The sequence below is a fragment of the Streptomyces sp. NPDC051109 genome, assembly GCF_044455885.1.
In the GTDB taxonomy this organism is placed as follows: domain Bacteria; phylum Actinomycetota; class Actinomycetes; order Streptomycetales; family Streptomycetaceae; genus Streptomyces.
This window is the reverse complement of record NZ_JBITFF010000001.1, coordinates 337031-362316: the sequence shown is the minus strand read 5'-3', so window position 1 is coordinate 362316 and position 25286 is coordinate 337031. Positions and strand designations below refer to the sequence as shown.

Annotated in this window: 20 protein-coding genes; 14 read left to right on the top strand and 6 right to left on the bottom strand. The window is 73.9% G+C overall.

The features are described from left to right. Window positions 1-54: 54 nt before the first annotated feature. Window positions 55-996, top strand: a complete 942-nt coding sequence (locus ACIBAD_RS01540; RefSeq protein WP_398903618.1) for a class I SAM-dependent methyltransferase — start codon at window positions 55-57, stop codon at window positions 994-996. A 42-nt stretch (window positions 997-1038) separates the two neighbouring features. On the opposite strand, the gene ACIBAD_RS01535 is transcribed toward ACIBAD_RS01540, so the two are convergent. Next, window positions 1039-1947, bottom strand: coding sequence for an alpha/beta hydrolase (locus ACIBAD_RS01535; RefSeq protein WP_166681939.1), 909 nt, complete (start codon window positions 1945-1947; stop codon window positions 1039-1041). 215 nt (window positions 1948-2162) lie between these two features. Between ACIBAD_RS01535 and tdh the strand changes: the two genes are divergently transcribed. The 3 genes from tdh (at window position 2163) to ACIBAD_RS01520 (ending at window position 5515) form a co-directional block, all read left to right on the top strand. After that, window positions 2163-3191 (top strand): L-threonine 3-dehydrogenase, encoded by a 1029-nt coding sequence (gene tdh, locus ACIBAD_RS01530; RefSeq protein WP_134068145.1) that lies wholly within the window; start codon window positions 2163-2165, stop codon window positions 3189-3191. A gap of 159 nt (window positions 3192-3350) precedes the next feature. After that, a complete protein-coding gene (locus ACIBAD_RS01525; RefSeq protein ID WP_053692687.1) occupies window positions 3351-4559 on the top strand; it encodes a glycine C-acetyltransferase in 1209 nt (402 codons plus the stop codon). 41 nt (window positions 4560-4600) lie between these two features. Then, complete coding sequence (locus ACIBAD_RS01520) at window positions 4601-5515, top strand: LysR family transcriptional regulator (RefSeq protein WP_134068144.1); 915 nt, start codon at window positions 4601-4603, stop codon at window positions 5513-5515. A gap of 129 nt (window positions 5516-5644) precedes the next feature. Here the strand turns inward: ACIBAD_RS01520 and ACIBAD_RS01515 are convergent, their stop codons facing one another. Next, the gene (locus ACIBAD_RS01515; protein ID WP_134068143.1) at window positions 5645-6424 is read right to left on the bottom strand and encodes a DeoR/GlpR family DNA-binding transcription regulator; all 780 of its coding nucleotides are present in this window, start codon (window positions 6422-6424) and stop codon (window positions 5645-5647) included. A gap of 150 nt (window positions 6425-6574) precedes the next feature. Here ACIBAD_RS01515 and ACIBAD_RS01510 point away from each other — a divergent pair, with 150 nt between their 5' ends. Continuing rightward, window positions 6575-7477, top strand: coding sequence for an SIS domain-containing protein (locus tag ACIBAD_RS01510; protein ID WP_398903614.1), 903 nt, complete (start codon window positions 6575-6577; stop codon window positions 7475-7477). Further along, entirely contained in the window at window positions 7474-8310 is an 837-nt protein-coding gene (locus ACIBAD_RS01505; RefSeq protein ID WP_398903612.1) for a ketose-bisphosphate aldolase, read from the top strand. Before ACIBAD_RS01510 ends, ACIBAD_RS01505 begins: the two co-directional genes overlap by 4 nt. A 48-nt stretch (window positions 8311-8358) precedes the next feature. On the opposite strand, the gene ACIBAD_RS01500 is transcribed toward ACIBAD_RS01505, so the two are convergent. Further along, window positions 8359-9192 (bottom strand): hypothetical protein, encoded by an 834-nt coding sequence (locus ACIBAD_RS01500; protein ID WP_398903610.1) that lies wholly within the window; start codon window positions 9190-9192, stop codon window positions 8359-8361. A gap of 181 nt (window positions 9193-9373) precedes the next feature. On the opposite strand from ACIBAD_RS01500, the gene ACIBAD_RS01495 reads away from it, so the two are divergent. From ACIBAD_RS01495 to ACIBAD_RS01480, 4 genes are all read left to right on the top strand, one after another. Further along, complete coding sequence (locus ACIBAD_RS01495) at window positions 9374-10564, top strand: acyl-CoA dehydrogenase family protein (protein ID WP_134074064.1); 1191 nt, start codon at window positions 9374-9376, stop codon at window positions 10562-10564. Window positions 10565-10921: 357 nt separating this feature from the next. Beyond that, window positions 10922-11869: an oxygenase MpaB family protein gene (locus tag ACIBAD_RS01490; protein WP_398903608.1), complete on the top strand. Its 948-nt coding sequence runs from the start codon at window positions 10922-10924 to the stop codon at window positions 11867-11869. Between the two features lie 33 nt (window positions 11870-11902). After that, window positions 11903-13993, top strand: coding sequence for a tetratricopeptide repeat protein (locus tag ACIBAD_RS01485; RefSeq protein ID WP_398903606.1), 2091 nt, complete (start codon window positions 11903-11905; stop codon window positions 13991-13993). Next, window positions 13990-15558: a phytoene desaturase family protein gene (locus tag ACIBAD_RS01480; RefSeq protein ID WP_398903604.1), complete on the top strand. Its 1569-nt coding sequence runs from the start codon at window positions 13990-13992 to the stop codon at window positions 15556-15558. The genes ACIBAD_RS01485 and ACIBAD_RS01480 overlap by 4 nt, the downstream gene beginning before the upstream one ends. A 6-nt stretch (window positions 15559-15564) precedes the next feature. Here the strand turns inward: ACIBAD_RS01480 and ACIBAD_RS01475 are convergent, their stop codons facing one another. Then, complete coding sequence (locus ACIBAD_RS01475) at window positions 15565-16026, bottom strand: nitroreductase family deazaflavin-dependent oxidoreductase (RefSeq protein ID WP_134068136.1); 462 nt, start codon at window positions 16024-16026, stop codon at window positions 15565-15567. A 229-nt stretch (window positions 16027-16255) separates the two neighbouring features. On the opposite strand from ACIBAD_RS01475, the gene ACIBAD_RS01470 reads away from it, so the two are divergent. Continuing rightward, the gene (locus ACIBAD_RS01470) at window positions 16256-16642 is read left to right on the top strand and encodes a VOC family protein (RefSeq protein ID WP_134068135.1); all 387 of its coding nucleotides are present in this window, start codon (window positions 16256-16258) and stop codon (window positions 16640-16642) included. 46 nt (window positions 16643-16688) lie between these two features. On the opposite strand, the gene ACIBAD_RS01465 is transcribed toward ACIBAD_RS01470, so the two are convergent. Further along, window positions 16689-18518 carry a serine hydrolase gene (locus tag ACIBAD_RS01465; protein WP_398903601.1) on the bottom strand — a complete coding sequence of 610 codons (1830 nt, stop codon included), beginning with the start codon at window positions 18516-18518 and terminating at the stop codon, window positions 16689-16691. A 145-nt stretch (window positions 18519-18663) separates the two neighbouring features. Between ACIBAD_RS01465 and ACIBAD_RS01460 the strand changes: the two genes are divergently transcribed. From ACIBAD_RS01460 to ACIBAD_RS01450, 3 genes are all read left to right on the top strand, one after another. Beyond that, on the top strand, window positions 18664-19770 hold the full coding sequence (locus ACIBAD_RS01460; RefSeq protein WP_134068134.1) for a nitronate monooxygenase family protein: 1107 nt from the start codon (window positions 18664-18666) through the stop codon (window positions 19768-19770). A gap of 14 nt (window positions 19771-19784) precedes the next feature. Further along, window positions 19785-21347: an acyl-CoA synthetase gene (locus ACIBAD_RS01455; RefSeq protein ID WP_398903599.1), complete on the top strand. Its 1563-nt coding sequence runs from the start codon at window positions 19785-19787 to the stop codon at window positions 21345-21347. Window positions 21348-21598: 251 nt separating this feature from the next. After that, the gene (locus ACIBAD_RS01450) at window positions 21599-22762 is read left to right on the top strand and encodes an ionic transporter y4hA (RefSeq protein WP_134068132.1); all 1164 of its coding nucleotides are present in this window, start codon (window positions 21599-21601) and stop codon (window positions 22760-22762) included. Between the two features lie 48 nt (window positions 22763-22810). On the opposite strand, the gene ACIBAD_RS01445 is transcribed toward ACIBAD_RS01450, so the two are convergent. Beyond that, window positions 22811-25264: a penicillin acylase family protein gene (locus tag ACIBAD_RS01445; RefSeq protein WP_398903596.1), complete on the bottom strand. Its 2454-nt coding sequence runs from the start codon at window positions 25262-25264 to the stop codon at window positions 22811-22813. Window positions 25265-25286: the final 22 nt, after the last annotated feature.

Here is a 25286-nt window from a genome sequence, read left to right as displayed (position 1 = left end):
CCGCGCTCCGGGGCACCATACGCACGCGTCCCACCCCGCCACGGAAGGCAGAGCATGCGGTTCCAGTACGACACCATCGGCGAGCGCTTCGTGGAGTCGAAGGCCACGGCGGCCTTCTCGGCGGCCGACACCCACACCCTGCTCGGGGCGCTCGACGCGCTCGGCGGCGTGCGCGGGCTCGACACCCTCGACCTGGCCTGCGGATACGGCTACAACACGCGGCTGCTGGCGCGCGGCGGGGCCAGGCGGGCCGTCGGCGTGGACATCTCCGAGGAGATGATCCGGCTGGCCCGGGCGCACGGGGTGATCGGCGGGGGCGGCGTGGGCGCGCTGGAGCGCGCGGTGGGTGCGGTACGTCCGGCGGGCGCACCGGCTTCGGGAGCGGACGGGCGCACCGGGACGGCCGCCGCCGGGGCGGCCGCCGCCGGGGCGGGGGCCGTCGACGCCGCGCCGATCGGGTTCGGGGTCGCCGAGGCCGAGTCGATGGGGTTCGGGGTCGCCGAGGCCGGGTCGATCGAGGTCGGGTCCATCGAATACGTGGTCGCCGACGCGGCCAAGCTGCCGCAGATGGGCCCCTTCGACCTGGCCACCGCCGTGTACCTGTTCAACTACGCCACCGACCGGTCCGCCCTGCACGCCATGTTCCGGTCCATCCGCGCCAACCTGCGCGACGGCGGCCGGCTGCTGGCGATCGTGCCGAACGCCGGCGCGTACCCGAACGTCGACTGGTCGCCGTACGGGGTCCGGATCGTCGACCGCGTCCACGAAGGCGACGCGCCGCTGCTGAAGGCGCAGTTCCTGACCCAGCCCCCGGCCGACTTCGAGTTCCGGGAGTGGGCGCACGCCGACTTCGCCGAGGCCGCCGTCGAGGCGGGCTTCTCCACGGTCGGCTGGCAGCCGAACCGGACCCCGCCCGCCGACGGGGCGCGCGACGAGGCGTACTGGACCGCCTACCGGGCCTGGCCCATCAGCTCGCTGATGACCTGCACCGCATGACGTACCCCACCCCGCCCCGCCCGCCGCACCGCCCGCCCGGCCTCACTCGTCGGCGGCGGACCTGATCAGCTCCACGATCCGGTCCCGGGCCGCCCGCCCCTCCGGCACCGGCAGCAGCGGGTACCCGTGCGGCAGCCCCGGCTCCTCGTGGAACTCCACCTCGACCCCGTCCGCACGGGCCCGGCGCAACAGCTCCCTGCTGTCGGTGGTCAGTACGTCCCGGGTACCGGTGAACACCGTCAGCGGCGCCAGCCCCGCGAACGAGCCGTGCAGGGGGCTCACCCGCGGATCGTCGGTGGCCAGGGTGCCCGCGTACAGCCGACCCGCCTCCAGCAGCCCCGACCGGGCCTGGAGGGGGTCGGCCGCCTCGATGGCCGCCTGGTCGGGGTGGGTCATGGTCAGGTCCAGCCAGGGCGAGATCAGCACGATCCGCGAGGGCTGGTCCCCCGTACGGTCGCGCAGGCGCTGGGCGGCGGCCAGCGCCAGCCCGGCTCCCGCGGCGTCCCCGATGAGCACCGTGCCGCCCGCTCCGCCGCCGGCTATCAGCCCGCTCAGCAGGTCCGCGGCCACCGGAACCGTCCGGTCGGCGGTGCCGCGCGGGGCGAGTGTGTACGCCGGTACGACGACGCGGGCCCGCGCCTCCGTGACCAGTTTCCGGATCATCGACCAGTGCGGCCGGACCAACTCGTTGATGTACCCGCCGCCGTGCACGTACAGCACCTGGGCCGCGGGCTCGATCCCGAGCGGCGAGGCGTCGTACACCGGCCAGGCACCGACGAAGGTGCGGGAGACGTCCGCGACCCGGCCCAGGGAGCGCGGCGGCAGGTGCGACGCCGGCCGGCGGGCCGTCTCCGCCACCCGTGCGCGTACCGCCTCGGCACTCGCGAACCGTCTTCGCCGCCCCGCCGCGATCAGCGCGACCGACAACGCCCTGCTGCGCAGACTCGGCACGCCCCTCACCTCCCCATTCCCTGCCCCGGCCGCGGGCCCCTGCCCAGGCCACAGCCCTTCAGGTGAGGAGCATAGGCGTGAAGCTGGGCTGTCGACCCGCTTAAGAAATCCTCGATGGACTGATCACCTCCGCGCTCGGCAGATTGGTCCTTGCCGATACGTCGCACCCGTTCCCGTGGTCGCAACGTCCCCTCCGCATGCCTGGAGCCACCCCCATGAAGGCACTCGTCAAGCACAAGGCCGAGCCCGGGCTGTGGCTCATGGACGTCCCCGAGCCCGAGTACGGCGCCGGCGACGTGCTGATCAAGGTGCTGCGCACCGGCATCTGCGGCACGGACCTGCACATCCGCTCCTGGGACGGCTGGGCGCAGGGCGCGGTCAAGACCCCGCTCGTGCTCGGCCACGAGTTCGTGGGCGAAGTCGCCGCGCTCGGCGCTGACGTCCGGGACATCGAGATCGGCGCGCTGGTCAGCGGCGAGGGCCACCTGGTGTGCGGCAAGTGCCGCAACTGCCTGGCCGGGCGCCGCCACCTGTGCCGCAGCACGGTCGGTCTCGGCGTCGGGCGCGACGGCGCCTTCGCCGAGTACGTCGTCCTGCCCGCGCAGAACGTGTGGGTGCACCGCACCGCCGTGGACCTGGACGTGGCGGCGATCTTCGACCCGTTCGGCAACGCCGTGCACACGGCGCTGTCGTTCCCGCTGGTCGGCGAGGACGTACTGATCACGGGCGCGGGCCCGATCGGGATCATGGCGGCGGCCGTGGCCAAGCACGCCGGTGCGCGCAACGTCGTCATCACCGACGTCAGCCCCGAGCGCCTGGAGATCGCACGCAAGGCCGGCGCCACGCTCGCGCTCGACGTCTCGAAGGCGACGATCGCCGACGCCCAGGCGCAGCTGGGCCTGCGCGAGGGCTTCGACATCGGCCTGGAGATGTCCGGCCGCGCCGAGGCGATGCGCGACATGATCGACAACATGACGCACGGCGGCCGGATCGCCATGCTGGGCCTGCCGGCGCAGGAGTTCCCGGTGGACTGGGCGAAGGTCGTCACCTCGATGATCACGATCAAGGGCATCTACGGCCGCGAGATGTTCGAGACCTGGTATGCGATGACGGTGCTGCTGGAGGGCGGGCTCGACCTCAGCCCGGTCATCACCGGCCGCTACTCGCACCGGGACTTCGAGGCCGCCTTCGACGAGGCCGCCACCGCCCGCAGCGGCAAGATCATCCTGGACTGGACGGCGTAAGGGCCCTCACGGCGCCCGGGCCGGAGGGCGCAACGGCCCTGCGTCCCTCCCCGCCTCCGTCCCACCGAACCATCTCCCTCCGGCCGGGCCCCGCCCACCCTCCCCCCCTCCGCGGGGCCCGGCCCCCTTCGTCCGCCGCACAAGGAGAAGCCGAAGCCCATGTTCGAGTCCGTACGCGAAGACCTCCGCACCACCCTCGACGAGATCCGCGCCGCGGGCCTGCACAAGCCCGAGCGCGTCATCGGCACCCCGCAGAACGCGGCCGTGGCCGTCACCGCCGGCGGCGCCCCCGGCGAGGTCCTCAACTTCTGCGCCAACAACTACCTGGGCCTGGCCGACCACCCCGACGTGGTCGCCGCGGCGAAGGACGCGCTGGACCGCTGGGGCTACGGCATGGCTTCGGTCCGCTTCATCTGCGGTACGCAGGAGGTGCACAAGGAGCTGGAGGCGCGGCTGTCCTCCTTCCTCGGCCAGGAGGACACGATCCTCTACTCCTCCTGCTTCGACGCCAACGGCGGCGTCTTCGAGACCCTGCTCGGCGCCGAGGACGCGGTGATCTCCGACGCCCTCAACCACGCCTCGATCATCGACGGCATCCGGCTCTCCAAGGCCCGCCGCTTCCGGTACGCCAACCGCGACATGGCCGAGCTCGAAGCCCGCCTGAAGGAAGCGACCGAAGGCGGCGCGCGGCGCAAGCTGATCGTCACCGACGGCGTCTTCTCCATGGACGGCTACGTCGCCCCGCTCGCCGAGATCTGCGACCTGGCCGAGCGCTACGACGCCATGGTCATGGTCGACGACTCGCACGCCGTCGGCTTCGTCGGCCCCGGCGGCCGCGGCACGCCGGAGCTGCACGGGGTCATGGACCGCGTCGACATCATCACCGGCACCCTCGGCAAGGCCCTCGGCGGCGCCTCCGGCGGCTACGTCGCGGCCCGCGCCGAGATCGTCGAGCTGCTGCGCCAGCGCTCGCGCCCGTACCTCTTCTCGAACTCCCTCGCCCCGGTCATCGCCGCCGCGTCCCTGAAGGTCCTGGACCTGCTGGAGTCGGCGGGCGACCTGCGCGAGCGGCTCGCCGCCAACACCGCGCTCTTCCGTACGAAGATGACCGAGGCCGGCTTCGAGATCCTCCCCGGTGACCACGCGATCGCCCCGGTGATGATCGGCGACGCGGCGGAGGCGGCCAAGATGGCGGAACTGCTGCTGGAGCGCGGCGTGTACGTGATCGGCTTCTCCTACCCGGTGGTCCCGATGGGCGCGGCCCGCATCCGGGTCCAGCTCTCGGCGGCCCACTCGACGGCGGACGTGGAGCGCGCGGTGGCCGCGTTCGCGGACGCCCGCGCGGCCCTGGCGGCGACGGAGGCCTGAGCGCGGGTCGGGCGGGGCGCTCCACCTGCGAGAATGGTGGGGTGATCGACCCCCGCCGGCTGCGCATCCTGCGGGCCGTGGCGGACCACCGTACGGTGACCGCCGCGGCCGCAGCCCTGTACCTCACCCCCTCCGCCGTCTCCCAGCAGCTCGCGGCGCTGGAACAGGAGACCGGGCACGCGCTGCTGACCCGCAGCGGCCGCGGCGTACGGCTGACGGCGGCCGGCGAGATCCTGCTCGGGCACGCCCACGAGGTCCTCGCCCAGCTGGAACGCGCCGAAGCCGAGCTCGCGGCCTACGCGGGAGGCGCTGCGGGCGAGGTGACGGTGGCCGCCTTCGCGACCGGCATCGCCGAGGTCCTCGCCCCGGCGATCGCCCGCCTGGCCCGTGAGCACCCGGGCATCCGGCTCCGCGTACGGGACGCGGAAGGCGATCAGAGCCTGCCCCTGCTGCTCGACGGCGAGGCCGACCTCGCGCTGGCCGTCGAGTACCGCGGCGCCCCGGGCGCCGACGACGGCCGCCTGTCGGTCCTCCCGCTGTACGCGGAGCCCTTCGACGCGGTACTCCCCTCGGGGCACCCCCTGGCCGACCTCCCCGAGGTGCCGCTGGCGGACCTCTCCGGCGCGGACTGGGTGGGGCAGTACCCCGGGAACCCGTGCCACGACGTGACGCTGCTCGCCTGCGAACTGGCGGGCTTCCAGCCCCGGTTCGTGCACTCCTCGGACGACTTCCGCGCCGTGACGGCCCTGGTGGGCGCCGGGGCGGGGGTGGCCCTCGTCCCGCGCTCGGCGCTGCGCGGCATGGACCTCAAGGAGGTCCAGGTCCGCCCGGTATCGGGCTCGACGCCCACCCGGAGGGTCTTCGCGGCAACCCGCCGGGGCGCGGAATCCCACCCCCTGATCGCCCCGATCCTGGCAGCCCTGTCGGAGGAGGCGGGACGCCTGCCGACGCACTGAGGGGGCGCTGGGCGGGGACATGGGGGCGCGGGGCGGCGTTGAGGGGCGCCCGGGCGGGGCGCGGCACGGCCGGGGGCGGTGCGCGGCGGGGACGGCCGGGGGCGGGCGCGGCGGGTCGACCCGCCTCGGCTACACCCTCCGGACCTCCACCCCCGCCGCCTCGAACTGCGCCGCCACGTGGTCCGGCAGGGCCGTGTCCGTCACCAGGACGTCCACCGACCGCGTCGGGCAGATGCGGGCGAAGGCGCGGACCGCGAGTTTGCTGGAGTCCGCCGCGATCACCACCCGGCGGGCCCGTTCGCACAGGAGCCGGTTCATCGCCGCCTCGTCCTCGTGGCGGGTCGCCGCGCCGTCCGCCGGGTCGAACGCGTCCACGCCGACCACCGCCGTGTCCATCGTCAGCTGGCCCAGGACCTGCTGGGCCAGCGGGCCCGTCAGTTCGTACGACTGGGGGCGGGCGACCCCGCCCGTCAGGACGATCTTGAACTGCGGTCTGATGACGAGCTCGCCCGCGATGTTGAGCGCGTTGGTCACCACCGTCAGCGCCGGCGTGCCGGAAGCCAGGTCCGGGCGGCCGGCCAGGGCGCGGGCCACCTCCGTGGTCGTGGTGCCGCCCGTCAGGCCGATCACCTCTCCCGGGGTGATCAGCGCCGCCACCGCCTCGCTGATCCGGTGCTTCTCCGCCGCGCGGCGCGAGGTGCGGTAGCGCAGCGGGAGTTCGTACGAGACGCCGTGCACCACGGCCCCGCCGCGCGTGCGGACCAGCAGCTGCTGCTCGGCCAGCTGGTCGAGGTCGCGGCGGATCGTCGCGGCGGACACGCCGAGGGCCTCCGCCGTCGGCTCGACCTCCAGCTCGCCCCGCTCCACCAGCAGATCCAGCAGCGTCTGCCAGCGCTCCTTGCGGGTCATGGACCCCACGGCGATCGACCCCCTCGGGTGTGCTCCAACGGCCTACGCGTCGACATTAACTCAGGAGATCAACCCCCTCAGGTGCTTGAAGTTGCGTGAAATGGGCCGCTACCTTGCAGGAAACTGCACCCACCACGCCAGGGAGCCGACATGAGCCACGTCGCGTACGAGCTGGGCACGCAGCCCGAGTGCTGGGAGCGGGCCGCCGAACTGGCCCCGTCCCACCGGGCATTGCTGCCGCAGCCGGGGGAGCGTACCGCCATCGTCGGGTGCGGGACCTCGTACTACATGGCCCAGGCGGCCGCCGCCCTGCGCGAGGAGGTGGGGCAGGGGGAGACCGACGCCTTCCCCGCCTCGGAGTACCCCCTGCACCGCCGCTACGACCGGGTCGTCGCGCTCACCCGGTCCGGCACCACCACCGAGGTGCTCGACCTCCTGTCCGGGCTGCGGGACACCGGGGTGCGTACGACCGCCGTCATCGGGGACCCGGCGACCCCGGTGATGTCCCTCGCCGACGACCTCGTCGTCCTCGACTTCGCCGACGAGCAGTCCGTCGTGCAGACCCGCTTCGCGACCACCGCCCTGACCCTGCTGCGCGCCCACTTCGGCCTGCACACCCCCGCCGCCGTCGCCGACGCCCGGACCGCGCTCGCCGAACCGCTGCCCAAACAGGCCGCGAGCCGAGGACAGTTCACCTTCCTCGGTCGCGGCTGGAGCGTGGGTCTCGCGCACGAGGCCGCGCTGAAGATGCGCGAGGCCTCCCTCTCCTGGGCGGAGTCGTACCCGGCGATGGAGTACCGGCACGGCCCGATCAGCGTCACCGGGCCCGGCACCCTCACCTGGTCGCTCGGCGAGGCCCCCGAGGGGCTCGCCGACCAGGTGAGGGCCACTGGCGGCCAGTGGGTGGCCGGCCGGCTCGACCCGCTCGCCGAGCTGGTACGGGTCCACCGGCTGGCGCTCGCCGTGGCAGCCCACCAGGGCCTCGATCCGGACCAGCCGCGGAACCTGACCCGCTCGGTGATCCTCACCGCCGGTGAGGAGGCGGTCCGATGAGCCTCGTCTCCGCAGGGACGCTCGTCCTCGACGCGGCCGCCGCGGGCCGCGCCGTCGCCGCGTTCAACATCATCACGCTGGAGCACGCCGAGGCCGTCGTCGCCGGAGCGGAACGGGCGGGCCTGCCCGTCATCCTCCAACTCAGCGAGAACGCCGTGAAGTTCCGCGGCGGGCAGCTGCTGCCGATCTCGCGCGCCGCCGCCGCGTGCGCGGAGGCCGCGGCGATCCCGGTCGGCCTGCACCTGGACCACGTCAAGAGCTCCGACCTGCTGCGGCAGGCCGCGGACGCCGGGTTCAGCTCGGTGATGTACGACGCCGCGCAGCTCCCGTACGCGGAGAACCTGGAGGCCACCCGCTCCGCGGCCGACTGGGCGCACGCCAACGGGCTGTGGGTCGAGGCCGAGCTGGGCGAGGTGGGTGGGAAGAACGGCGCCGCGCCGCTGGACCCGCACGCGCCGGGCGCCCGTACGGATCCGGACGAGGCCCGGCGGTTCGTGGCCGACTCGGGAGTCGACGCACTGGCCGTGGCGATCGGCAGCAGCCATGCGATGACCAGCCGCACCGCCGAGCTGGACCATGCTCTGCTGGCGCGCCTGGCCAAGACCGTGGACGTGCCGCTGGTCCTGCACGGCTCCTCGGGGCTGCCGGACGCGGAACTCGCGGCGGCGGTCGCGGGCGGCATCCGCAAGGTCAACATCGGCACCGCGCTGAACCTGGCCATGACGGAGGCCATCCGCACCCACCTGACACCGGCGGACCCCCGGCCGTACCTGACGGCGGCCCGTACGGCGATGGCGGCGACGGCCGCGGCGATGATCACGGCGCTGAACTGACGGCGGGGCGGGGGCGGGGGCGGGGGCGGCCGGTCAGCCGGGGCCCGGTCAGCGGGGGACGAGCCGGGCCTGGTGGCACGTGAGGGCGTGCCAGCGGGCCCGGTCCGGCGTCGCGCCCGGCTCCAGGGTGCGACTGGCCTCGATCGCGGTGACGTGGCGGTCGGTGGACAGGCACAGGAGGACGAACAGGCCGGTGTGCGCGGGCTCGACGGTCTCCTCGTAGTACCACTCGGCCGTGACGGTCCGCCGGTCGGCCAGGAAGGGCCGCTGGAGGAAGTCCTGCACGTCGAGGGGGAAGTGCCCGAGCACCCCCTGCGCCTCCGGCGGGTCCAGGGCCAGCCGTTCCACCGGTGCGCCGGGGCGGCCGGGCGCCGAGGGCGCACCGCCGCCCGCCCGCGGCGGACCCGCGTCAAAGGAACGGGTCCGCAGCGAGCCGGGCTCCACCCGGACCCGCTCGCCCCGGTGCTCCTGCGCCCGGCCGTCGCGGTACACCGGCTGGACCCGGCACAGGCCCCGGTCTCCCAACACCAGCGCGAACGGGGCGCCGTCGGAGTAGACCCGGGCCCACCACACCAGGGACCGGCCCGCCTTCTCCAGCGTCTTCGCCCTCACGTCGTCCGGCAGCAGCTCCCAGGCGCGCCGGCGGTCGGGGGTCTCGGGGTCCACCGGCAGGGATCCCGGCTCGTGGATCTGGGTCACGCCCCCGGGGTCCTCGCCCCGGCCGGCGGCCGGCCGGTCCTGACGCCCCGGCATGCGGTCGGGACGCCCCAGTGTCCGGTCCCGGCGTTCCGGCATCCGGTCCCGGCGTTCCGGCATCCGGTCCCGGGGCTCCGGCATCCGGTCCCGCCCGGTGAATTCCCCTTCCCGGGCCTGCTCGTCCACGTGTCCCCCCGGCTCCTCGAACTCCCGCGCCCCGCAAGCCCATTGTCCGCCAAGGGCCGTCGCCCCGCGGCCGATCGGCGCAAACGGCGGCCCGCGAGTCCTTCCGCCTTCTTGGAACACGTTCTACTCTGTGCGCCGCCACCACAGCGACCGGCTGGACCGCGAGACACCCGGAGGGGCCGTGCACCTCGAATACACGCCTGAGCAGCAGCAGTTGCGCACCGAGCTGCGCGCCTACTTCTCCGAGCTGGTGCCGGAGGACGTCTACGCCCGCTACGAGGACCCCGCCGCCCAGAAGCGCTTCTACCGGGAGACCATCCGCAAGCTCGGAGCCGACGGCTGGCTCGGAGTCGGCTGGCCCAAGGAGTACGGCGGCCGCGGGATGTCGCCCATGGACCAGTTCATCTTCTTCGACGAGGCCGCCCAGGCCGTCGTGCCGCTGCCGCTGATGGCGCTCAACACCGTCGGCCCCACGATCATGCAGTTCGGCACCGACGAGCAGAAGTCGTACTTCCTCCCGCGCATCCTCTCCGGCGAGATCGACTTCGCCATCGGCTACAGCGAGCCGGACGCCGGGACGGACCTCGCCGCGCTCAAGTGCAAGGCCGTCCGCGAGGGCGACGAGGAGACCGGCACGTACGTGGTCAACGGGCAGAAGATCTGGACCACGAACGGCGACACCGCCGACTGGGTCTGGCTCGCCGTCCGCACCGACCCGGACGCCCCCGCGCACAAGGGCATCACCATGCTCCTCGTGCCGACCGCCGACCCCGGCTACTCCTGCACCCTGATCAACACGCTCGCCTCGCACGACACCACCGCCAGCTACTACGAGGACATCCGGGTCCCCGCGAGCCGCCGCGTCGGCCAGGAGAACAAGGGCTGGCGCCTGATCACCAACCAGCTCAACCACGAGCGCGTCACCCTGGCCGCCCACGGCACCATGGCCATCCGGGCCCTGCACGACGTCCAGCGCTGGGCCGCCGAGACCAAGCTCGCCGACGGCCGCCGCGTCATCGACCTCTCCTGGGTCCGCGGCCGCCTCGCCCGCACCCACGCCCGTCTTGACGCGATGAAGCTGCTCAACTGGCAGATGGTCAACGCGGTCCAGGACGGCACCCTGACCCCGCAGGACGCATCGGCCGTCAAGGTGTACGGATCCGAGGCCCGCAGGGACGCGTACGCCTGGCTGATGGAGGTCGTCGGCGCGGCCGGCTCCCTCAAGGACGGCTCCGCGGGCGCGGTCCTGCACGGCGAACTCGAACGCGGCTACCGCAGCGCGGTCATCTTCACCTTCGGCGGGGGCAACAACGAGATCCAGCGCGAGATCATCTCCTGGATCGGCCTGGGCATGCCCCGAGTCCGCCGCTGAACGTCTGTGACTCGCCGTTGTCGTCACCGGAGACGCGTGCGAACGCCCGGTGGAGTCAGGCGCCCCCGTCCCCCGCCTGAACGCGTTGCTTCGGCGGTCGTGCGTCGGCGCGTTGCGAGTCCCGCGCGAGCGCGCTGACCGGTGCGACACCGTCGAGTCCAGGCCGAGGACGCCCTTGAACCAGATCACCGGTGAACGGGACCACCGGCCGCCTGGACCTCGGCCGCGGCTTCGTTCCGGCCGGCGAGATCGCCAACCCGGTGGGGGTCGACCGCCGCCCCTGACCCGGTACGCACCTCTGCTCCGGGCCGCCGCACCTCGGTAGGCTGGAACGGAGGCGACACGGGAGGTATCGGCATGACCGCGACCCCGGGGACCGCACCGACCCCCTCCGACCCGGAGCCCGAGCCCGAGCCCGAGCCGGCGCCCCGCCCCGACCCCGGGCTCTACGGGCCCGCGTCCGTCACCTGGCAGTGCCACGGCGACCCGATCATGTGGATCGCCGGACTCCGCGCGCTCTACCTCCAGGCCCTGCACCCCCGCGCCGTCCGCGGAGTCGTGGAGAACAGCGACTTCCGCTCCGACGCCTGGGGCCGGCTGCTGCGCACCGCCGACTTCGTCGGCACCGTCACCTACGGCACCACCGAGGCCGCCGAGCGCGCCGGGGACCGCGTCCGCCGGATCCACCGGGCGCTGTCCGCGACCGACCCCGCCACCGGCGAGCGGTTCCCCGTCGACGACCCCGAACTGCTGCTCTGGGTGCACTGCGCGCAGATCGACAGCTTCCTGCACGTCCTGCGCCGCTCCGGAGTGCCCCTCACCCCCGCCCAGGCCGACCGCTACGTGGACGAGAACCGGGTGGGCGCCCGCCTGGTCGGACTCGACCCGGCGCACGTCCCGGCCGACACGGCGGCCCTCGCCGCGTACTTCGAGAAGGTCCGCCCCGAGCTCGCCGCCGGACCCGACGCCCGCGCCGTGATCGCCTTCCTGCGGAGCCCGCCCACCCCTGCCCTCCTGGTCCCTGGCCGAAACCTGCTGTGGCGCCCGATCGCGGAACTGGCCTACGGTTCCCTCCCCGGCTACGCGCACCGGCTCTACGGGCGCGCGGCGCCACCGGCGCCCGTCATCACCCGTCGCCTGCGCCTCACCGGTACCCTGCTGCGCAGCATTCCCGCAGGTCTGCGGTGGCAGCTGCCTCCAGGTCACATCTTGAAAGCGATGCGCCGCATGGGCCCCGGGAGCCGCCCCTCGGCGTACACACTGCGTACACCAGCGGCCATACTGGACCGGCCGGGGAGGGCATAGGACGGAGTACGACAACGGGGGCGGCTTTAAGACATGGCGGAGTCCAGGCTGATCCAGGGCCGGTACCGGTCACTCGATCTGATCGGGCGCGGCGGCATGGGCGAGGTGTGGCGCGCCCGGGACGAGTCGCTGGGCCGGCAGGTCGCCGTCAAATGCCTCAAGCCTCTCGGGCCCGAGCAGGACAACCACTTCACCCAGGTCCTGCGCGAACGCTTCCGGCGCGAGGCCCGCGTGGCCGCCTCCCTCCAGCACCGCGGCGTCACGGTCGTCCACGACTTCGGCGACGACAGCGCCGCGGGCGGCCCCCTCTACCTCGTCATGGAACTCCTCGACGGCCGCAACCTCAGCCAGCTCCTGGACGACAACGAGACGCGCCCGCTCCCCGTGGACGTCGTCGTCGACACGGCCGAACAGCTCGCCGCCGCCCTCGGCTACACCCACGACCAGGGCGTCGTCCACCGCGACCTGAAACCGGCCAACATCATGCGGCTCACCGACGGCACGGTGAAGATCTGCGACTTCGGCATCGCCCGCCTCGCCCACGACATCGGCTTCACCGCCAAACTCACCGGCGGCGCCATGGCCATGGGCACCCCGCACTACATGTCGCCCGAGCAGATCGCGGGCGGCGAGGTCGACCACCGCAGCGACCTCTACTCGCTCGGCTGCGTCCTGTACGAGATCGCCACCGGCGCCCCGCCCTTCGACCTCGGCGACTCCTGGTCGGTGCTGGTCGGCCACCGCGACACCGCGCCCGTACCGCTGCGCGAGCACCGCCCCGAGCTGCCCGAGTACTTCGAGCAGGTGGTCCTGGACCTGCTCGCCAAGCGCCCCGAGGACCGCCCCGGCGACGCCCGCCACCTCCACCGGCGGCTCGTCGAGGGCCGGCTCGGCCCCGCCGGCCTGCCCGGAGCCGGGGCGGCGCCCCTGCCCGCCTGGGCCGAGGGGATGACCGCCGGCCGCAAGGCGGGCCTCGACGCCCGGCCCGCGAGCGGCGCCTGGGCCGTGCTCACCGGCGCCTGGACCGCCGGGCGCCCCAGCGGCGAGCACCGGATCCTGCGCCCCGCCGCGTCCGAAGACCCGCGGCTCACCGCGCCGTACGGGGTCCCGTACATGCGCCCGGGAGCGTCCGGCTCCGACGGCACGGGCCTCGACGGTGCCGGTCCCGACGCGCTCACGGCCGGCCACACCCGGGCGTTCGCCCTCAGCCGCGCGGGTCGGCCCGAAGAGGCCCTGGCCGTGTACGAGGCCGTCGTCGAGGGGCGCACCCGGGTGCTCGGCGCCGACCACCCCGACACCCTCGCGGCGCGCCAGGAGGCGGCGTACGAACTGGGCCGGCTCGGACGCCACCGCGAGGCCAACGACATCTACCGCGCGGTGCTCGCCGCCCGGGAGCGCGCCATGGGCCCGCTCCATCCCGACACGCTGCGCTGCCGCCACAACCTCGCCTGCGAACTCGGGGCGCTGGGCCGCTTCGCCGACGCCCACCGCACCGCAGCCGAGGTCGCCGCCGACCGGGCGGCCGTACTGGGCGCCGAGCACGCGGACACGCTGCTGACCCGGTACGAGGTCGCGTACGCCCTGGGCCGCCAGGGCCGCTGGCAGGAGGCCCTGGACGGGTTCCGCCATGTCGCCGCCGTACGGGAACGGGTGCTCGGCCGGGACCATCCGGACACCCTCGCCGCCCGCTACGAGGCCGGCATCGCGCTCGGCCGCACCGGCCACGCCGCCCAGGCCCTGGACCTGTTCCGGGGCCTGGTCCGCGACCGCACCCGTGCGTACGGGGCCGCGGACCCCGAGACGCTCCGCGCCCGGCACGTCCTCGGCGTCAACCTGGGCCGGCTGGAGCGCTGGGAGGAGGCGGTGGCCGAAGCCCGGCAGGTGGCCGCCGCGCGGGCCAAGGCGCTCGGCGCCGAACACCCCGACACCCTCGTCAGCCGGCGCGAACTCGCCGTCGGGCTGGGCCGGCTGGGCCGCTGGGACGAGGCGCTGCCCGTCTACCGGGAGCTCTCCGGCATCCGCGAGCGCTCCCTCGGCGACGACCATCCGGACACGGTGGCGGCCCACGCCGACGAGGCGCACTGTCTGGAGCGGCTCGGCGAGGTGTGTTACCAAGAGCCATGACGAGCTTCGGGCACGATGTATACGACGACGTGATCGTGGGCGGCGGGCACAACGGACTGGTGGCCGCCGCGTACCTGGCCCGGGCGGGCCGTTCGGTGCTGGTCCTGGAACGCCTCGGGAACACCGGCGGCGCCGCGATCTCCACCCGCCCCTTCGTCGGAGTCGACGCCCGGCTCTCGCGCTACTCGTACCTCGTCTCCCTGCTCCCGGCGAAGATCGTGCGCGACCTGGGGCTGAAGTTCGCCGTGCGCAAGCGCGCGGTGTCCTCGTACACGCCCGTCGAGCGCGACGGGCGGCCCGGCGGGCTCCTCGTCGGCGGCGGGGAGTCCCGCACCCGGGAGTCGTTCGCGCGGCTGACCGGCTCGGAGCGGGAGTACGAGAGCTGGCGCGCCTTCTACGGGCGGACCGGGCGGCTCGCGGAGAAGGTGTTCCCGACGCTGACCGAGCCGCTGCCCACGCGGGCGGAGCTGCGGACCCGGATCGACGACGAGGCGGCCTGGCGGATGCTGTTCGAGGAGCCCCTCGGGCGGGCCGTCGAGGAGCACTTCGCCGACGACCTGGTGCGGGGCGTCGTGCTCACCGACGCCCTGATCGGTACGTTCGCCGACGCGCACGACGCCTCGCTCGTACAGAACCGCTGCTTCCTCTACCACGTCATCGGCGGCGGCACGGGGGACTGGGACGTTCCGGTCGGCGGCATGGGCGCGCTCACCGATGCGCTGGCGGCGGCCGCCCGGGCGGCCGGGGCCGAGATCGCGACCGGGCACGAGGTGCTGCGGATCGAGACGGACGGACGGGCGCCGGCCGAGGTGACGTTCCGTACGGCGACGGGGGAGGGCCGGGTCGTCGCCCGGACGGTGCTGGTCAACGCCTCGCCGCGGGCCTTGGGCGAACTGCTGGGCGAGGCGGAGCCGGCGCCCCCGGTCGAGGGCGCGCAGCTCAAGGTCAACATGCTGCTGCGTCGGCTGCCGCGGCTGCGGGACACCTCGGTGGACCCGCGCGAGGCCTTCGGCGGCACGTTCCACATCGCCGAGGGGTACGCGGAGCTGGCGCGGGCCTACGCCGAGGCGGCCACCGGGGAACTGCCGTCCGTACCGCCCTCGGAGGTCTACTGCCACTCGCTGACCGACCCCTCGATCCTCGGACCGGAGCTCGTGGCGCAGGGGTACCAGACGCTCACCCTGTTCGGCCTGCACACCCCGGCCCGGCTGTTCGAGAAGGACAACCAGGGGGCGCGCGAGGTGCTGCTGACCGGCACGCTGGCACAGCTGGACGCGCACCTGGCCGAGCCGATCACCGACTGCCTGGCCTTCGACGCGGACGGGAGGCCGTGCATCGAGGCGAAGACCCCTCTGGACCTCGAGCGCGAACTGCGGCTGCCGGGCGGGCACATCTTCCACCGGGACCTGTCGTGGCCGTACGGGGACGATCAGCCCGGGGCGGGCCGGTGGGGCGTGGGGACCCCTTACGCCAACGTCCTGCTGTGCGGCGCGGGCGCCGTGCGCGGAGGGGGAGTCAGCGGGGTCCCCGGCCACAATGCGGCGATGGCCGTCCTGGGGCACTGACCGCCGTTACGCGGCGAGTCCGACGGGCTCGATGACGACGACCGGGATCTCGCGGTCGGTCTTGCCCTGGTACTCGTCGTACGCGGGCCAGTGCTTGACCATCACCGGCCAGTACGCGGCGCGCTCCTCGGGGGTCGCCGTGCGGGCCGTGCCCTGCAGGACCTTCGGGCCGACCTGGATGCGGACCTCGGGGTGGGCCGTCAGGTTCTTGTACCAGAGCGGGTGCTCGGGGTCGCCGCCCTTGGAGGCGACGACGAGGTAGCGGCCGTCGGCCTCGCCGTAGATGAGCGGGGTGCGCACGGCGTCGCCGGAGACCCGGCCCACGGTGGTGAGCAGCAGGGTCTGGGTGCCGTTCCACTGGTGGCCCTCGGCGCCGTTGGACGCGACGTACTGCTTGACGTGATCGAGCTGCCAGGTGCCCTGCTTGGGGTCCTTGGGGTGGTCCCAGTCGATGTCGCTGGTCGCCATGTGCCTGTACCTGCCTTCGCTGTCGAGCTGTCGGAGGGGAGTTGAACAGGGAGTCGAACAGGGAGTTGAGCACTCAACGGAACTCAACGAGTGCCAACGGCGGCGGGCACGGTTTTATGCCCCCGGCGCCGGTGCCGGTGCCGGCGCCGGGCCGGGAGGCGCTCGGGGGAGTGTCGTCAAAGTGGCGCCGACCTGACGGGACTTCGACGGCACGGCCTAAGCTCGAGCCATGATCGCCGAACTTCAGTGTGTGGTGCTGGACTGCCCCGATCCGCTGCGACTCGCCGAGTTCTACCGGGAGGTGGTGGGCGGGACCGTCAACCGGCCGGACCCGCGCTGGTCGGTCGACGAGCACTGGGCGACGCTGCACGTCCCGTCGGGTCAGGTGCTCGCGTTCCAGCGGGTGGCGGGCCACCGGCCGCCGCGCTGGCCGGACCCCGCGCATCCGCAGCAGTTCCACCTGGACTTCGCCGTGCCGGACCTGGACCGGGCACAGGAGCAGGTGCTGGCCGTCGGAGCCACCCTCCTGGACGCCCGCACCGGCGCCGTCCCCGACGACTGGCGCGTGTACGCGGACCCGGCCGGCCACCCGTTCTGCCTGGTCCGCGAGGGCTGACACGCGCACGCTGCCGCCCCGGGCGCTGCCGTACGCCGGGGCCGGCTCAGTCCGCCGAGCGGGTCCAGCCCGTGGCCCGGATGCGGGACGCGTCGGCCGGGCGGTCTTCCGCGAAGAGGAGCCGGGCCGGTTCCGCCACCCGTACGACGTCCACGTACACCCCGCGGCCCACGTAGCGGCCGGTCGCGGCGTGCCGGAAGCGCAGGTGGACCGGGCGCTCAGCCCAGGCGGTGAGGGGGGCCTCCAGGCGGTGCCAGATGCGGCCGGACCAGCCGCCGGCGCTGCCCTGCGGCCACTGCTCGGGAGCGCCGCCCGTCGACCTCAGCGTGCTGAACGGCAGCGGCTCCCAGCTCCGCCCGTCGGCCGAGGCCTCCAGGTGGAAGGCCCCCTCGCCGGGCACGGTGTCCCACCACACGGCGCAGCGCAGCCGGGCCGCGGCCGTGGCCGGGGTCAGCGGCGGCAGGGTGAGGGTGCCGGAGCCTCCCGTCTCCATGCCGGAGTACCAGGCCGGGCCGCCGTGCTTCGTACGGACCGGGACGGCGCGCGCGAAGCGGTTGCCGACCGCGACGCGCGGTGCGCTGCCCGCCCGCCAGGTGCGGACGGGGTGGACGGAGTTGCCGAGCAGGATGAGGAAGGAGTCGGTGGAGGGGTCCAGGACCAGGGAGGTGCCGGTGAAGCCGGTGTGGCCGGCGGAGTGCGGGGTGGCCATGGCGCCCATGTACCAGTGCTGGTAGAGCTCGAAGCCGAGGCCGTGGTCATCGCCCGGGAAGGCGGTGTTGAAGTCGGTGAAGAGCAGCTCGACGGAGGCGGGGCGCAGGATGCGCCTGCCCGCGTAGACGCCCCCGTCGAGGAGGGTGCGGGCGAGGACGGCCAGGTCCCAGGCGGTGCCGAAGACGCCGGCGTGGCCGGCGACGCCGCCGAGGGCGTACGCGTTCTCGTCGTGGACCTCGCCCCAGACCAGTCCGCGGTCCAGGCCGGACCAGGGGGGCCGCTGCACTTCGGTGGCGGCGATGGTGCGGCGCCAGGAGAGCGGCGGGTTGTAACGAGTGCGGTGCATCCCGAGCGGAGCGGTGATCTCGTCGTGGAGCAGGAGATCCAAAGGGTGACCGGTGATCCGTTCAAGGAGCAGCTGTAGTGCGATCAGGTTGAGGTCCGAGTACCGGTACACCGTCCCGGGCGTGTCCTGCGGGCGCACTGCGCACAGCATTCTCAACTGCCCCGCGCGGTGCGGCTGCTGGTAGAAGGGGGCCCACGAGCGCAGCCCCGAGGTGTGCGTCAGCAACTGGCGTACGGTGATCAGCTCTTTGCCGCCGCCGGTGAACTCGGGCAGGTAGTGGTCCACCGGAGCCTCCAGCTCCAACCGCCCGCGCTCCATCTGCTGCACGGCCAGGAGCGAGGTGAACAGCTTGGTCAGTGACGCCAGGTCGAAGACGGTGTCCTCGGCCATCGGGATGCGCTGCGCCGCCGGGAACTCCCGGGCCCGGTCGGTGCGGCCGTCGTAGTCCGCGTACCGCACGGCCTCGCCCATCGCGCGGTGCAGGGCGACCGTGCGGCCCCGGCCGGCGAGGACCACGGCCCCGGCGTAGTAGGGGTGCTCGGGGGAGGGGCCGAGGAACCGGCGGGCCTCGTCGGCCGCCGCCTCCAGGTGCCTCTCGATCAGTCCCGCCTGCCGTGCTGACCCGTACCGGAGGCGCAGCCCCTGCAGGGCCCGCCGCTCGGCCGGATTGCCCGCGGCCCCCGCGGGCCCGGGCAGCGCGGCGTGCAGGAGCAGCACCCCGCCCAGCGCCAACAGCCGCCCTCCGAGCCGCCGCCGGCTCAGCACCGCACCGGCGGGGTTTCCGCGGCGCGCTTCCCCGTCCCCCGTGTGCTCCTCCACCACCGGCCTCCTGTTCGCCGAACCGCCCTCCCGAAGTATCTGCCCGCAGGCGCGGCGGGCCCCGCACCGACCGGCCCGCAAAGAATCTGACGAGCCATCAGAAAACCTCTTCCCTCGGCCGCCGAGCTGCGGCATGCTGCCGCCCATGGAGACGGAGCTGAGCAAGAAACTGGGAGTCGAGCACGCCATCTTCGGCTTCACGCCCTTCCCGGCGGTCGCCGCTGCCATCACCCGCGCCGGCGGCTTCGGCGTCCTCGGCGCCGTCCGCTACACCGCCCCCGACGACCTCAGACGCGACCTCGACTGGATGCAGGAGCACACCGACGGCAAGCCGTACGGCCTCGACGTCGTGATGCCCGCCAAGAAGGCCGTCGACGGCATCAGCGAGGCCGACATCGAGGCGATGATCCCCGCGGGGCACCGCGAGTTCGTCCGCGACACCCTCGCCAAGCACCACGTGCCCGAGCTCGACGAGGGCGAGGCCTCCGGCTGGCGGATCACCGGATGGATGGAACAGGTCGCCCGCAACCAGCTCGACGTCGCCTTCGACTACCCCGTCAAACTCCTGGCGAACGCCCTCGGTTCCCCGCCCGCCGACGTCATCGCGCGCGCCCACGACCACGGGGTCCTCGTCGCCGCCCTCGCCGGCAGCGCCAAGCACGCCCGCCGCCACGCCGAAGCCGGCATCGACATCGTCGTCGCCCAGGGCTACGAGGCCGGCGGCCACACCGGCGACATCGCCACGATGGTCCTGGTCCCCGAGATCGCCGAGGCCGTCGCCCCGCTCCCCGTCCTCGCCGCGGGCGGCATCGGCAGCGGCGAGCAGATCGCCGCCGGCCTGGCCCTCGGCGCCCAGGGCGCCTGGCTCGGCTCCCTCTGGCTCACGACCACCGAGGCCGACCTGCACTCCCGCGCCCTCACCGAGAAGCTGCTGGCCGCCGGCTCCGGCGACACCGTGCGCTCCCGTGCCCTCACCGGCAAGCCCGCCCGCCAGCTCCGTACCGAGTGGACCGACGCCTGGGACGACCCGGCCGGCCCCGGCGCCCTCCCGATGCCGCTCCAGGGCCTGCTCGTCGCCGAGGCCGTCTCCCGCATCCAGAAGTACGAGGTCCGGCCGCTGCTCGGCACCCCCGTCGGCCAGATCGTCGGCCGGATGAACTCCGAACGCAGCGTCCAGGCCGTCTTCGACGACCTCACCGGCGGCTTCGAGCGCGCCATCGACCGCATCAACCGCATCGCCGGCCGGGCTTGAGAGGTGTGACCAGCATGAGTGCCACGAGCGACCAGCCTCCGAACGGATTCTGGGCCCAGGCGGCCGCGGACCCCGGGCGCACGGTACTGATCACCCCCGAGGGCGAGGAGTGGAGCGCCGGCCGGCTGCACGCCGACGTCAACCGCCTCGTCCACGGACTGCGCGCCGCCGGTATGGAGAAGGGCGACGTCTTCGCCGTCGTCCTCCCCAACGGCGTCGAGTTCCTCACCGCCTACCTCGCCGCCTCCCAGGCCGGCTTCTACCTGGTCCCGGTCAACCACCACCTCGTCGGCCCCGAGATCGCCTGGATCGTCTCCGACTCCGGCGCCAAGGTCCTCATCGCCCACGAGCGCTTCGCCGAAGCCGCCACCGCCGCGGCCGACGAAGCCGGCCTTCCCGCGAGCCACCGCTACGCCGTCGGAGCGGTCGCGGGCTTCCACCCGTACGCCCGGCTCCTGGACGGACAGCCCGCCACACCGCCCGAGGGGCGCACCCTCGGCTGGGTCATGAACTACACCTCCGGCACCACCGGGCGCCCGCGGGGCATCCGCCGCCCGCTGCCGGGCAAGCTCCCGGAGGAGACGTACCTCGGAGGTTTCCTCGCCATCTTCGGCATCCGGCCCTTCGACGGAAACGTCCACCTGGTCTGCTCGCCGCTCTACCACACCGCCGTCCTCCAATTCGCGGGCGCCGCCCTGCACATCGGGCACCCGCTGGTACTGATGGACCGCTGGACCCCGCAGGAGATGCTGCGGCTCATCGACGGCCACGCCTGCACGCACACCCATATGGTCCCGACCCAGTTCCACCGGCTCCTCGCGCTCCCTCAGGAAACGAAGGACGCGTACGACGTCTCCTCGATGCGGCACGCGATCCACGGGGCCGCGCCCTGCCCGGACCACGTCAAGCGGGCGATGATCGACTGGTGGGGCACCTGTGTGGAGGAGTACTACGCGGCCAGCGAGGGCGGCGGCGCGTTCGCCACCGCCGAGGACTGGCTGAAGAAGCCGGGAACGGTCGGCAAGGCCTGGCCGATCAGCGAGCTCGCCGTCTTCGACGACGACGGCAACCGGCTGGGGCCCGGCGAACTCGGCACCGTCTACCTGAAGATGAACACGGGCGGCTTCAGCTACCACAAGGACGAGGGCAAGACGAAGAAGAACCGCATCGGCGACTTCTTCACGGTGGGCGACCTCGGGCTGATCGACGAGGACGGGTACCTCTTCCTGCGCGACCGCAAGATCGACATGATCATCTCGGGCGGGGTGAACATCTACCCCGCGGAGATCGAGTCGGCCCTGCTCACCCACCCGGCGGTCGCGGACGCCGCCGCCTTCGGGATCCCGCACGCCGACTGGGGCGAGGAGGTCAAGGCGGTCGTCGAACCGGCCGAGGGCTTCGTCGCCGGGGACGCCCTCGCCGCGGAGATCCTGCACCATTGCGAGCGGCAGCTCGCCGGTTTCAAACGGCCGAAGTCGGTCGACTTCATCGAGACGATGCCCCGCGATCCGAACGGCAAGCTGTACAAGAGGCGGCTGCGCGATCCGTACTGGGAGGGCCGCGAGCGCGCGATGTGAGCGCCCGCGCGCGGCGCACGGTATCCGGGTCCTGGTATCCGAGCCCGGGAACCCGGGCGTCGGGAGCCCAGCCCCGGGAGCCCAGCCCCGGGATCCCACCCCCGGGATCCCACCCCCGGGATCCAAGCCCCGGGATCCGAGCTCCGGGTTCCGGTCCGCCACGCCCGACATTCCGTGAGAAGTGCCACGTCAGCGCCCCGGACGCGTCCCCTGAGCCGCATTCGGGGGACAGTTCTGGCAAGTTGGCTGATATGAGTACGGCACCCCGCAGAATGACCCTGACCGACTGGACCGTCGTGGTTCCCGTGGTGGCGCTCCTCGCGGTCGTCTTCAGCTGGGGACGCGATCTGCCCGGATACGCCGTGGGCCTGGTCGCCCTGTGCCTGGGGGGTGCGGTGGTGGCGGCCGTGCACCACGCCGAGGTCGTTGCACACCGGGTGGGCGAGCCGTTCGGCTCGCTCGTCCTGGCCGTCGCCGTCACCGTCATCGAAGTGGCCCTCATCGTCACCCTGATGGCCGACGGCGGCGACAAGACCGCCTCCCTCGCCCGGGACACCGTCTTCGCCGCCGTCATGATCACCTGCAACGGCATCGTCGGCCTGTCCCTGCTCGTCGGCGCCCTGCGCAACCGGGTCGCCGTCTTCAACGCCGAGGGGTCGGGGGCGGCCCTGGCCACCGTGGCGACCCTGGCCGTCCTCAGCCTGGTCCTGCCGACGTTCACCACCAGCAAGCCGGGGCCGGAGTTCTCCTCCGCCCAGCTGGCGTTCGCCGCCGTCACCTCGCTCGCCCTGTACGGTCTGTTCATCGCGGTCCAGACGGTCCGCCACCGGGACTACTTCCTGCCCGTGGCCACCGGGGCCGGTACGGGGAACGCGGCCGGGGCCGCTGCCGCGGCACCCGGCGGCGGCGAGGGGGACGGGGACGCGGACGGCGACGGGGAGCACGCCGCGCCGCCCACCTCCCGCGCGGCGCTGGTCAGCCTCGGCCTGCTGCTGATCGCGCTCGTCGCCGTGGTCGGCGACGCCAAGGCCGTCTCGCCCACCATCGAGGCGGGCGTCGCCAGCGCGGGCCTCCCCAACGCCGTCGTCGGTGTCATCATCGCCCTGCTCGTCCTGGCCCCCGAGACGCTCGCCGCCGTCCGCGCCGCCCGCCGCGACCGCGTCCAGACCAGCCTCAACCTGGCCTACGGCTCCGCCATCGCGAGCATCGGACTCACCATCCCCGCCATCGCCCTGGCCACCATCTGGCTGTCGGGCCCGCTCCTGCTGGGCCTCGGGCCGATCCACATGGTGCTGCTCGCCCTGACCGTCGTGGTCAGCGCCCTCACCATCGCGCCCGGCCGGGCCACGCTGCTCCAGGGCGGCGTGCACCTCGTCCTGCTGGCGGCGTACCTGTTCCTCGCCGTCAGCCCCTGAGCCTGCGGGCGGGGCCGAACGGTCCGGCCCCGCCCGGGAAGGCTCAGGTCAGCGCCGCTCGCGCGGCCAGACCACCTTCAGCTTCGGCGAGGTGAGGATGTCCCGCTCGCAGAAGCGCGAGGTCACCCACCGCTCCTGGGAGAACAGCCGGGTCTGGTCGGCGTAGTACGGCGAGCCCGGGTCCGACGACTGGCCGTACGTCAGCAGCGTGCGCGCCACCGGGCAGCGGCCGCCGTCCCAGCCGACCGCCTGGATGTGGCTGGAGCCGTGCACGACCTCCGGGTAGCCGCCGGCCGCCGCGTTCCACGGCGCCTCGATCTTGTTCCACACGCCCAGTGCCTCGGTGCCGCCCGGCACCGGCAGCTTCTGCCCGCCGCGCACCACGAACTGGTGCTCGCCGAGCGGCGCGTCCGGCGCGATTCCGGCGGCCCGCAGTTCCGCGACCGCGTCCGCGAGCGCCCGTCCGATCCCGGGCGCCGCCTGGTTGAGCGTACGGGGGGTGCGTACGGGGTCGGCCGCCGAGAACGGGACCAGCCACAGGTCCTTGGCCGGCGTGCTCGCGGTCAGCTTGCGCCAGAACCGGTCGAAGAGCAGCGCGCCGCGGCTGCCGGTGTCGGCCCGGTGGTCCCAGCCCGCGAGCACCGGACAGGCCGCCGAGACGTCCACCGGCCGCCCGTCGCTCGCGGTGGCCGCGCCGCCGGGCAGGGCGGCGCAGGCCTTCGCCGCGTCGGCCGCCGCCAGATCGCCGGCCGGTACCCGGTTCGCGAACTGCTGCTTCTGCAGGTCCGCCACGGTCAGCCCGCCCTTGGCGGCCATCGCCGAGACGTCCTCCACCGCGCCCCGGGTCCGCAGCGAGCGCGGGGTGCCGAGGCTGCCCCAGATCCGCTCGTAGCCGGTCACCGGAGTCTCGGCATTGGCCAGCCAGGCGCTGTCGTTGGAGTTCTCGGCGTACGGGGCGTCGCGCAGCGTCGGCGCCTTCCCCGGTCCGAACACCCCCGGCTGCACCGCGTCCGGGTCCGAGCCGAGCGCGCAGTCGCCGCGCGCACCGTCGAGGACGGCGAGCCCGGACGCCGGGTACGTGGCCCTGCCGAGCGGGGTGGAGCAGCGGGCGGCGAGCTCGTCGGTGATCCGGGGGAGCACCTGGGACTGGGTGAACAGCGTGCCGCCGGCCGAGTCCGCGGCGACCGTGTTGACCCAGGGCAGGCCCTGGGTGCGCCGGAGCGCGTCCTGGATCCCGGCGACGGAGCGGGCCTTGCCCATGGCGAGGGCGGTGTCGGAGCCGCGCAGGTTGGCCGCGTTCGGGTCGTTCAGCGCGTACGCCGTCCCGGCCGTCCAGGGCAGCGGCAGGCCCGGACCGAGGCCGGTGACCACGGGCCCGTAGCGGGTCCACCACTGGGTGCGGCCGACCGGGGCGCCGCCCGACACCTGGACGGTCACCTGGCGCTGCGTCATCTTCTCCGGCTTGCCGTCGACCAGGTAGACGGTGGGGTCGGCCGGGTCCAGGGTGAGCTGGTGCAGGTTGACGGGGGTGCCGGTGGCCACGGTGTGGCTCCAGGCCACCTTCTCGTTGAACCCGATGTTCACGACGGGCGTGCCCAGCAGGGAGCCGCCGGAGACGTTCAGCTCGCCGGGTATGGTCTGCTGCGACTGCCAGAACCGGCGGCCGCCCTTCCAGGGGTAGTGCGGGTTCCCGAGCAGCAGGCCGCTGCCGTTCGCGGTGGTGGAGCCGCTGAAGGCCACCGCGTTGGAGCCCATGTCGTAGCGGCCGGTGTCGAAGAAGGCCCGGGCGGCCTCGGCGGCGGCCGCGGGGTCGACGGCCGGGGCGGTCGCCGGGCCCGCTGCGAGGGGGGCCGCCCGGCCCGGCGGCTGCGCCGCCGCGATGTCGTCGACGGCGCGCCCCTGGCCGCCGATCACCGAGATGGCGAAGGCGCGGGCGGCCACGTCGAGGGCGGTGACGGGGTGCACCCAGGCGGCGCCCTTGCAGGCCGGGTCCGTGATCTTGTTCTGGGCCAGCCAGGCGTTGTACCCGGCGGCCCAGCCGCGCATCAGCTCCTTGAGGTCCCGGCTGGGACCGGCCGGGGCGGGCGCGGCGAGGAGCTTCTCGACGGTCCCGGACTCCCGGACCCCCTTGAAGTACAGGTCGCTGGTGAGGTTCCTGCTCGCGGAGGACAGCGAGCCGTCGGTCGCCGCGTCGGCGCCGAACCAGCGCGAGCGCTCGCCGGCCACGGTCACGAACCCGTCGGCGAGCACACAGGCCTGGTCGGCGGCCTGGGCCCAGCCGCTGCCGAAGCCGAGGTGCGCGTAGTCCCGGGCCAGGATGTGCGGGATGCCGTTCTCGGTGTAGCGGATGACGGCGGACAGGCCGCCGCCGGAGGGCGCGCGGTCGGCGCCGGCCGTCGGGGCGGACGCGGCCGTGGCGTGCGGGGCCGCTGCGGCGGCGGCGAGCAGAGCGGCGCCGACGAGCGCGGCGCGCCGGAGCAGCGGGCGGGTGCGGAGATGCAACGTGCCTCCCAAGTAGCCTGCG

Bases quoted from the DNA above. Each gene is read 5' to 3' on its own strand.
- ACIBAD_RS01540 (WP_398903618.1), top strand. From the start codon at position 55: ATGCGGTTCCAGTACGACACCATCGGCGAGCGCTTCGTGGAGTCGAAG.
- tdh (WP_134068145.1), top strand. From the start codon at position 2,163: ATGAAGGCACTCGTCAAGCACAAGGCCGAGCCCGGGCTGTGGCTCATG.
- ACIBAD_RS01525 (WP_053692687.1), top strand. From the start codon at position 3,351: ATGTTCGAGTCCGTACGCGAAGACCTCCGCACCACCCTCGACGAGATC.
- ACIBAD_RS01515 (WP_134068143.1), bottom strand. From the start codon at position 6,424: ATGACCCGCAAGGAGCGCTGGCAGACGCTGCTGGATCTGCTGGTGGAG.
- ACIBAD_RS01510 (WP_398903614.1), top strand. From the start codon at position 6,575: ATGAGCCACGTCGCGTACGAGCTGGGCACGCAGCCCGAGTGCTGGGAG.
- ACIBAD_RS01505 (WP_398903612.1), top strand. From the start codon at position 7,474: ATGAGCCTCGTCTCCGCAGGGACGCTCGTCCTCGACGCGGCCGCCGCG.
- ACIBAD_RS01490 (WP_398903608.1), top strand. From the start codon at position 10,922: ATGACCGCGACCCCGGGGACCGCACCGACCCCCTCCGACCCGGAGCCC.
- ACIBAD_RS01485 (WP_398903606.1), top strand. From the start codon at position 11,903: ATGGCGGAGTCCAGGCTGATCCAGGGCCGGTACCGGTCACTCGATCTG.
- ACIBAD_RS01480 (WP_398903604.1), top strand. From the start codon at position 13,990: ATGACGAGCTTCGGGCACGATGTATACGACGACGTGATCGTGGGCGGC.
- ACIBAD_RS01475 (WP_134068136.1), bottom strand. From the start codon at position 16,026: ATGGCGACCAGCGACATCGACTGGGACCACCCCAAGGACCCCAAGCAG.
- ACIBAD_RS01470 (WP_134068135.1), top strand. From the start codon at position 16,256: ATGATCGCCGAACTTCAGTGTGTGGTGCTGGACTGCCCCGATCCGCTG.
- ACIBAD_RS01460 (WP_134068134.1), top strand. From the start codon at position 18,664: ATGGAGACGGAGCTGAGCAAGAAACTGGGAGTCGAGCACGCCATCTTC.
- ACIBAD_RS01455 (WP_398903599.1), top strand. From the start codon at position 19,785: ATGAGTGCCACGAGCGACCAGCCTCCGAACGGATTCTGGGCCCAGGCG.
- ACIBAD_RS01450 (WP_134068132.1), top strand. From the start codon at position 21,599: ATGAGTACGGCACCCCGCAGAATGACCCTGACCGACTGGACCGTCGTG.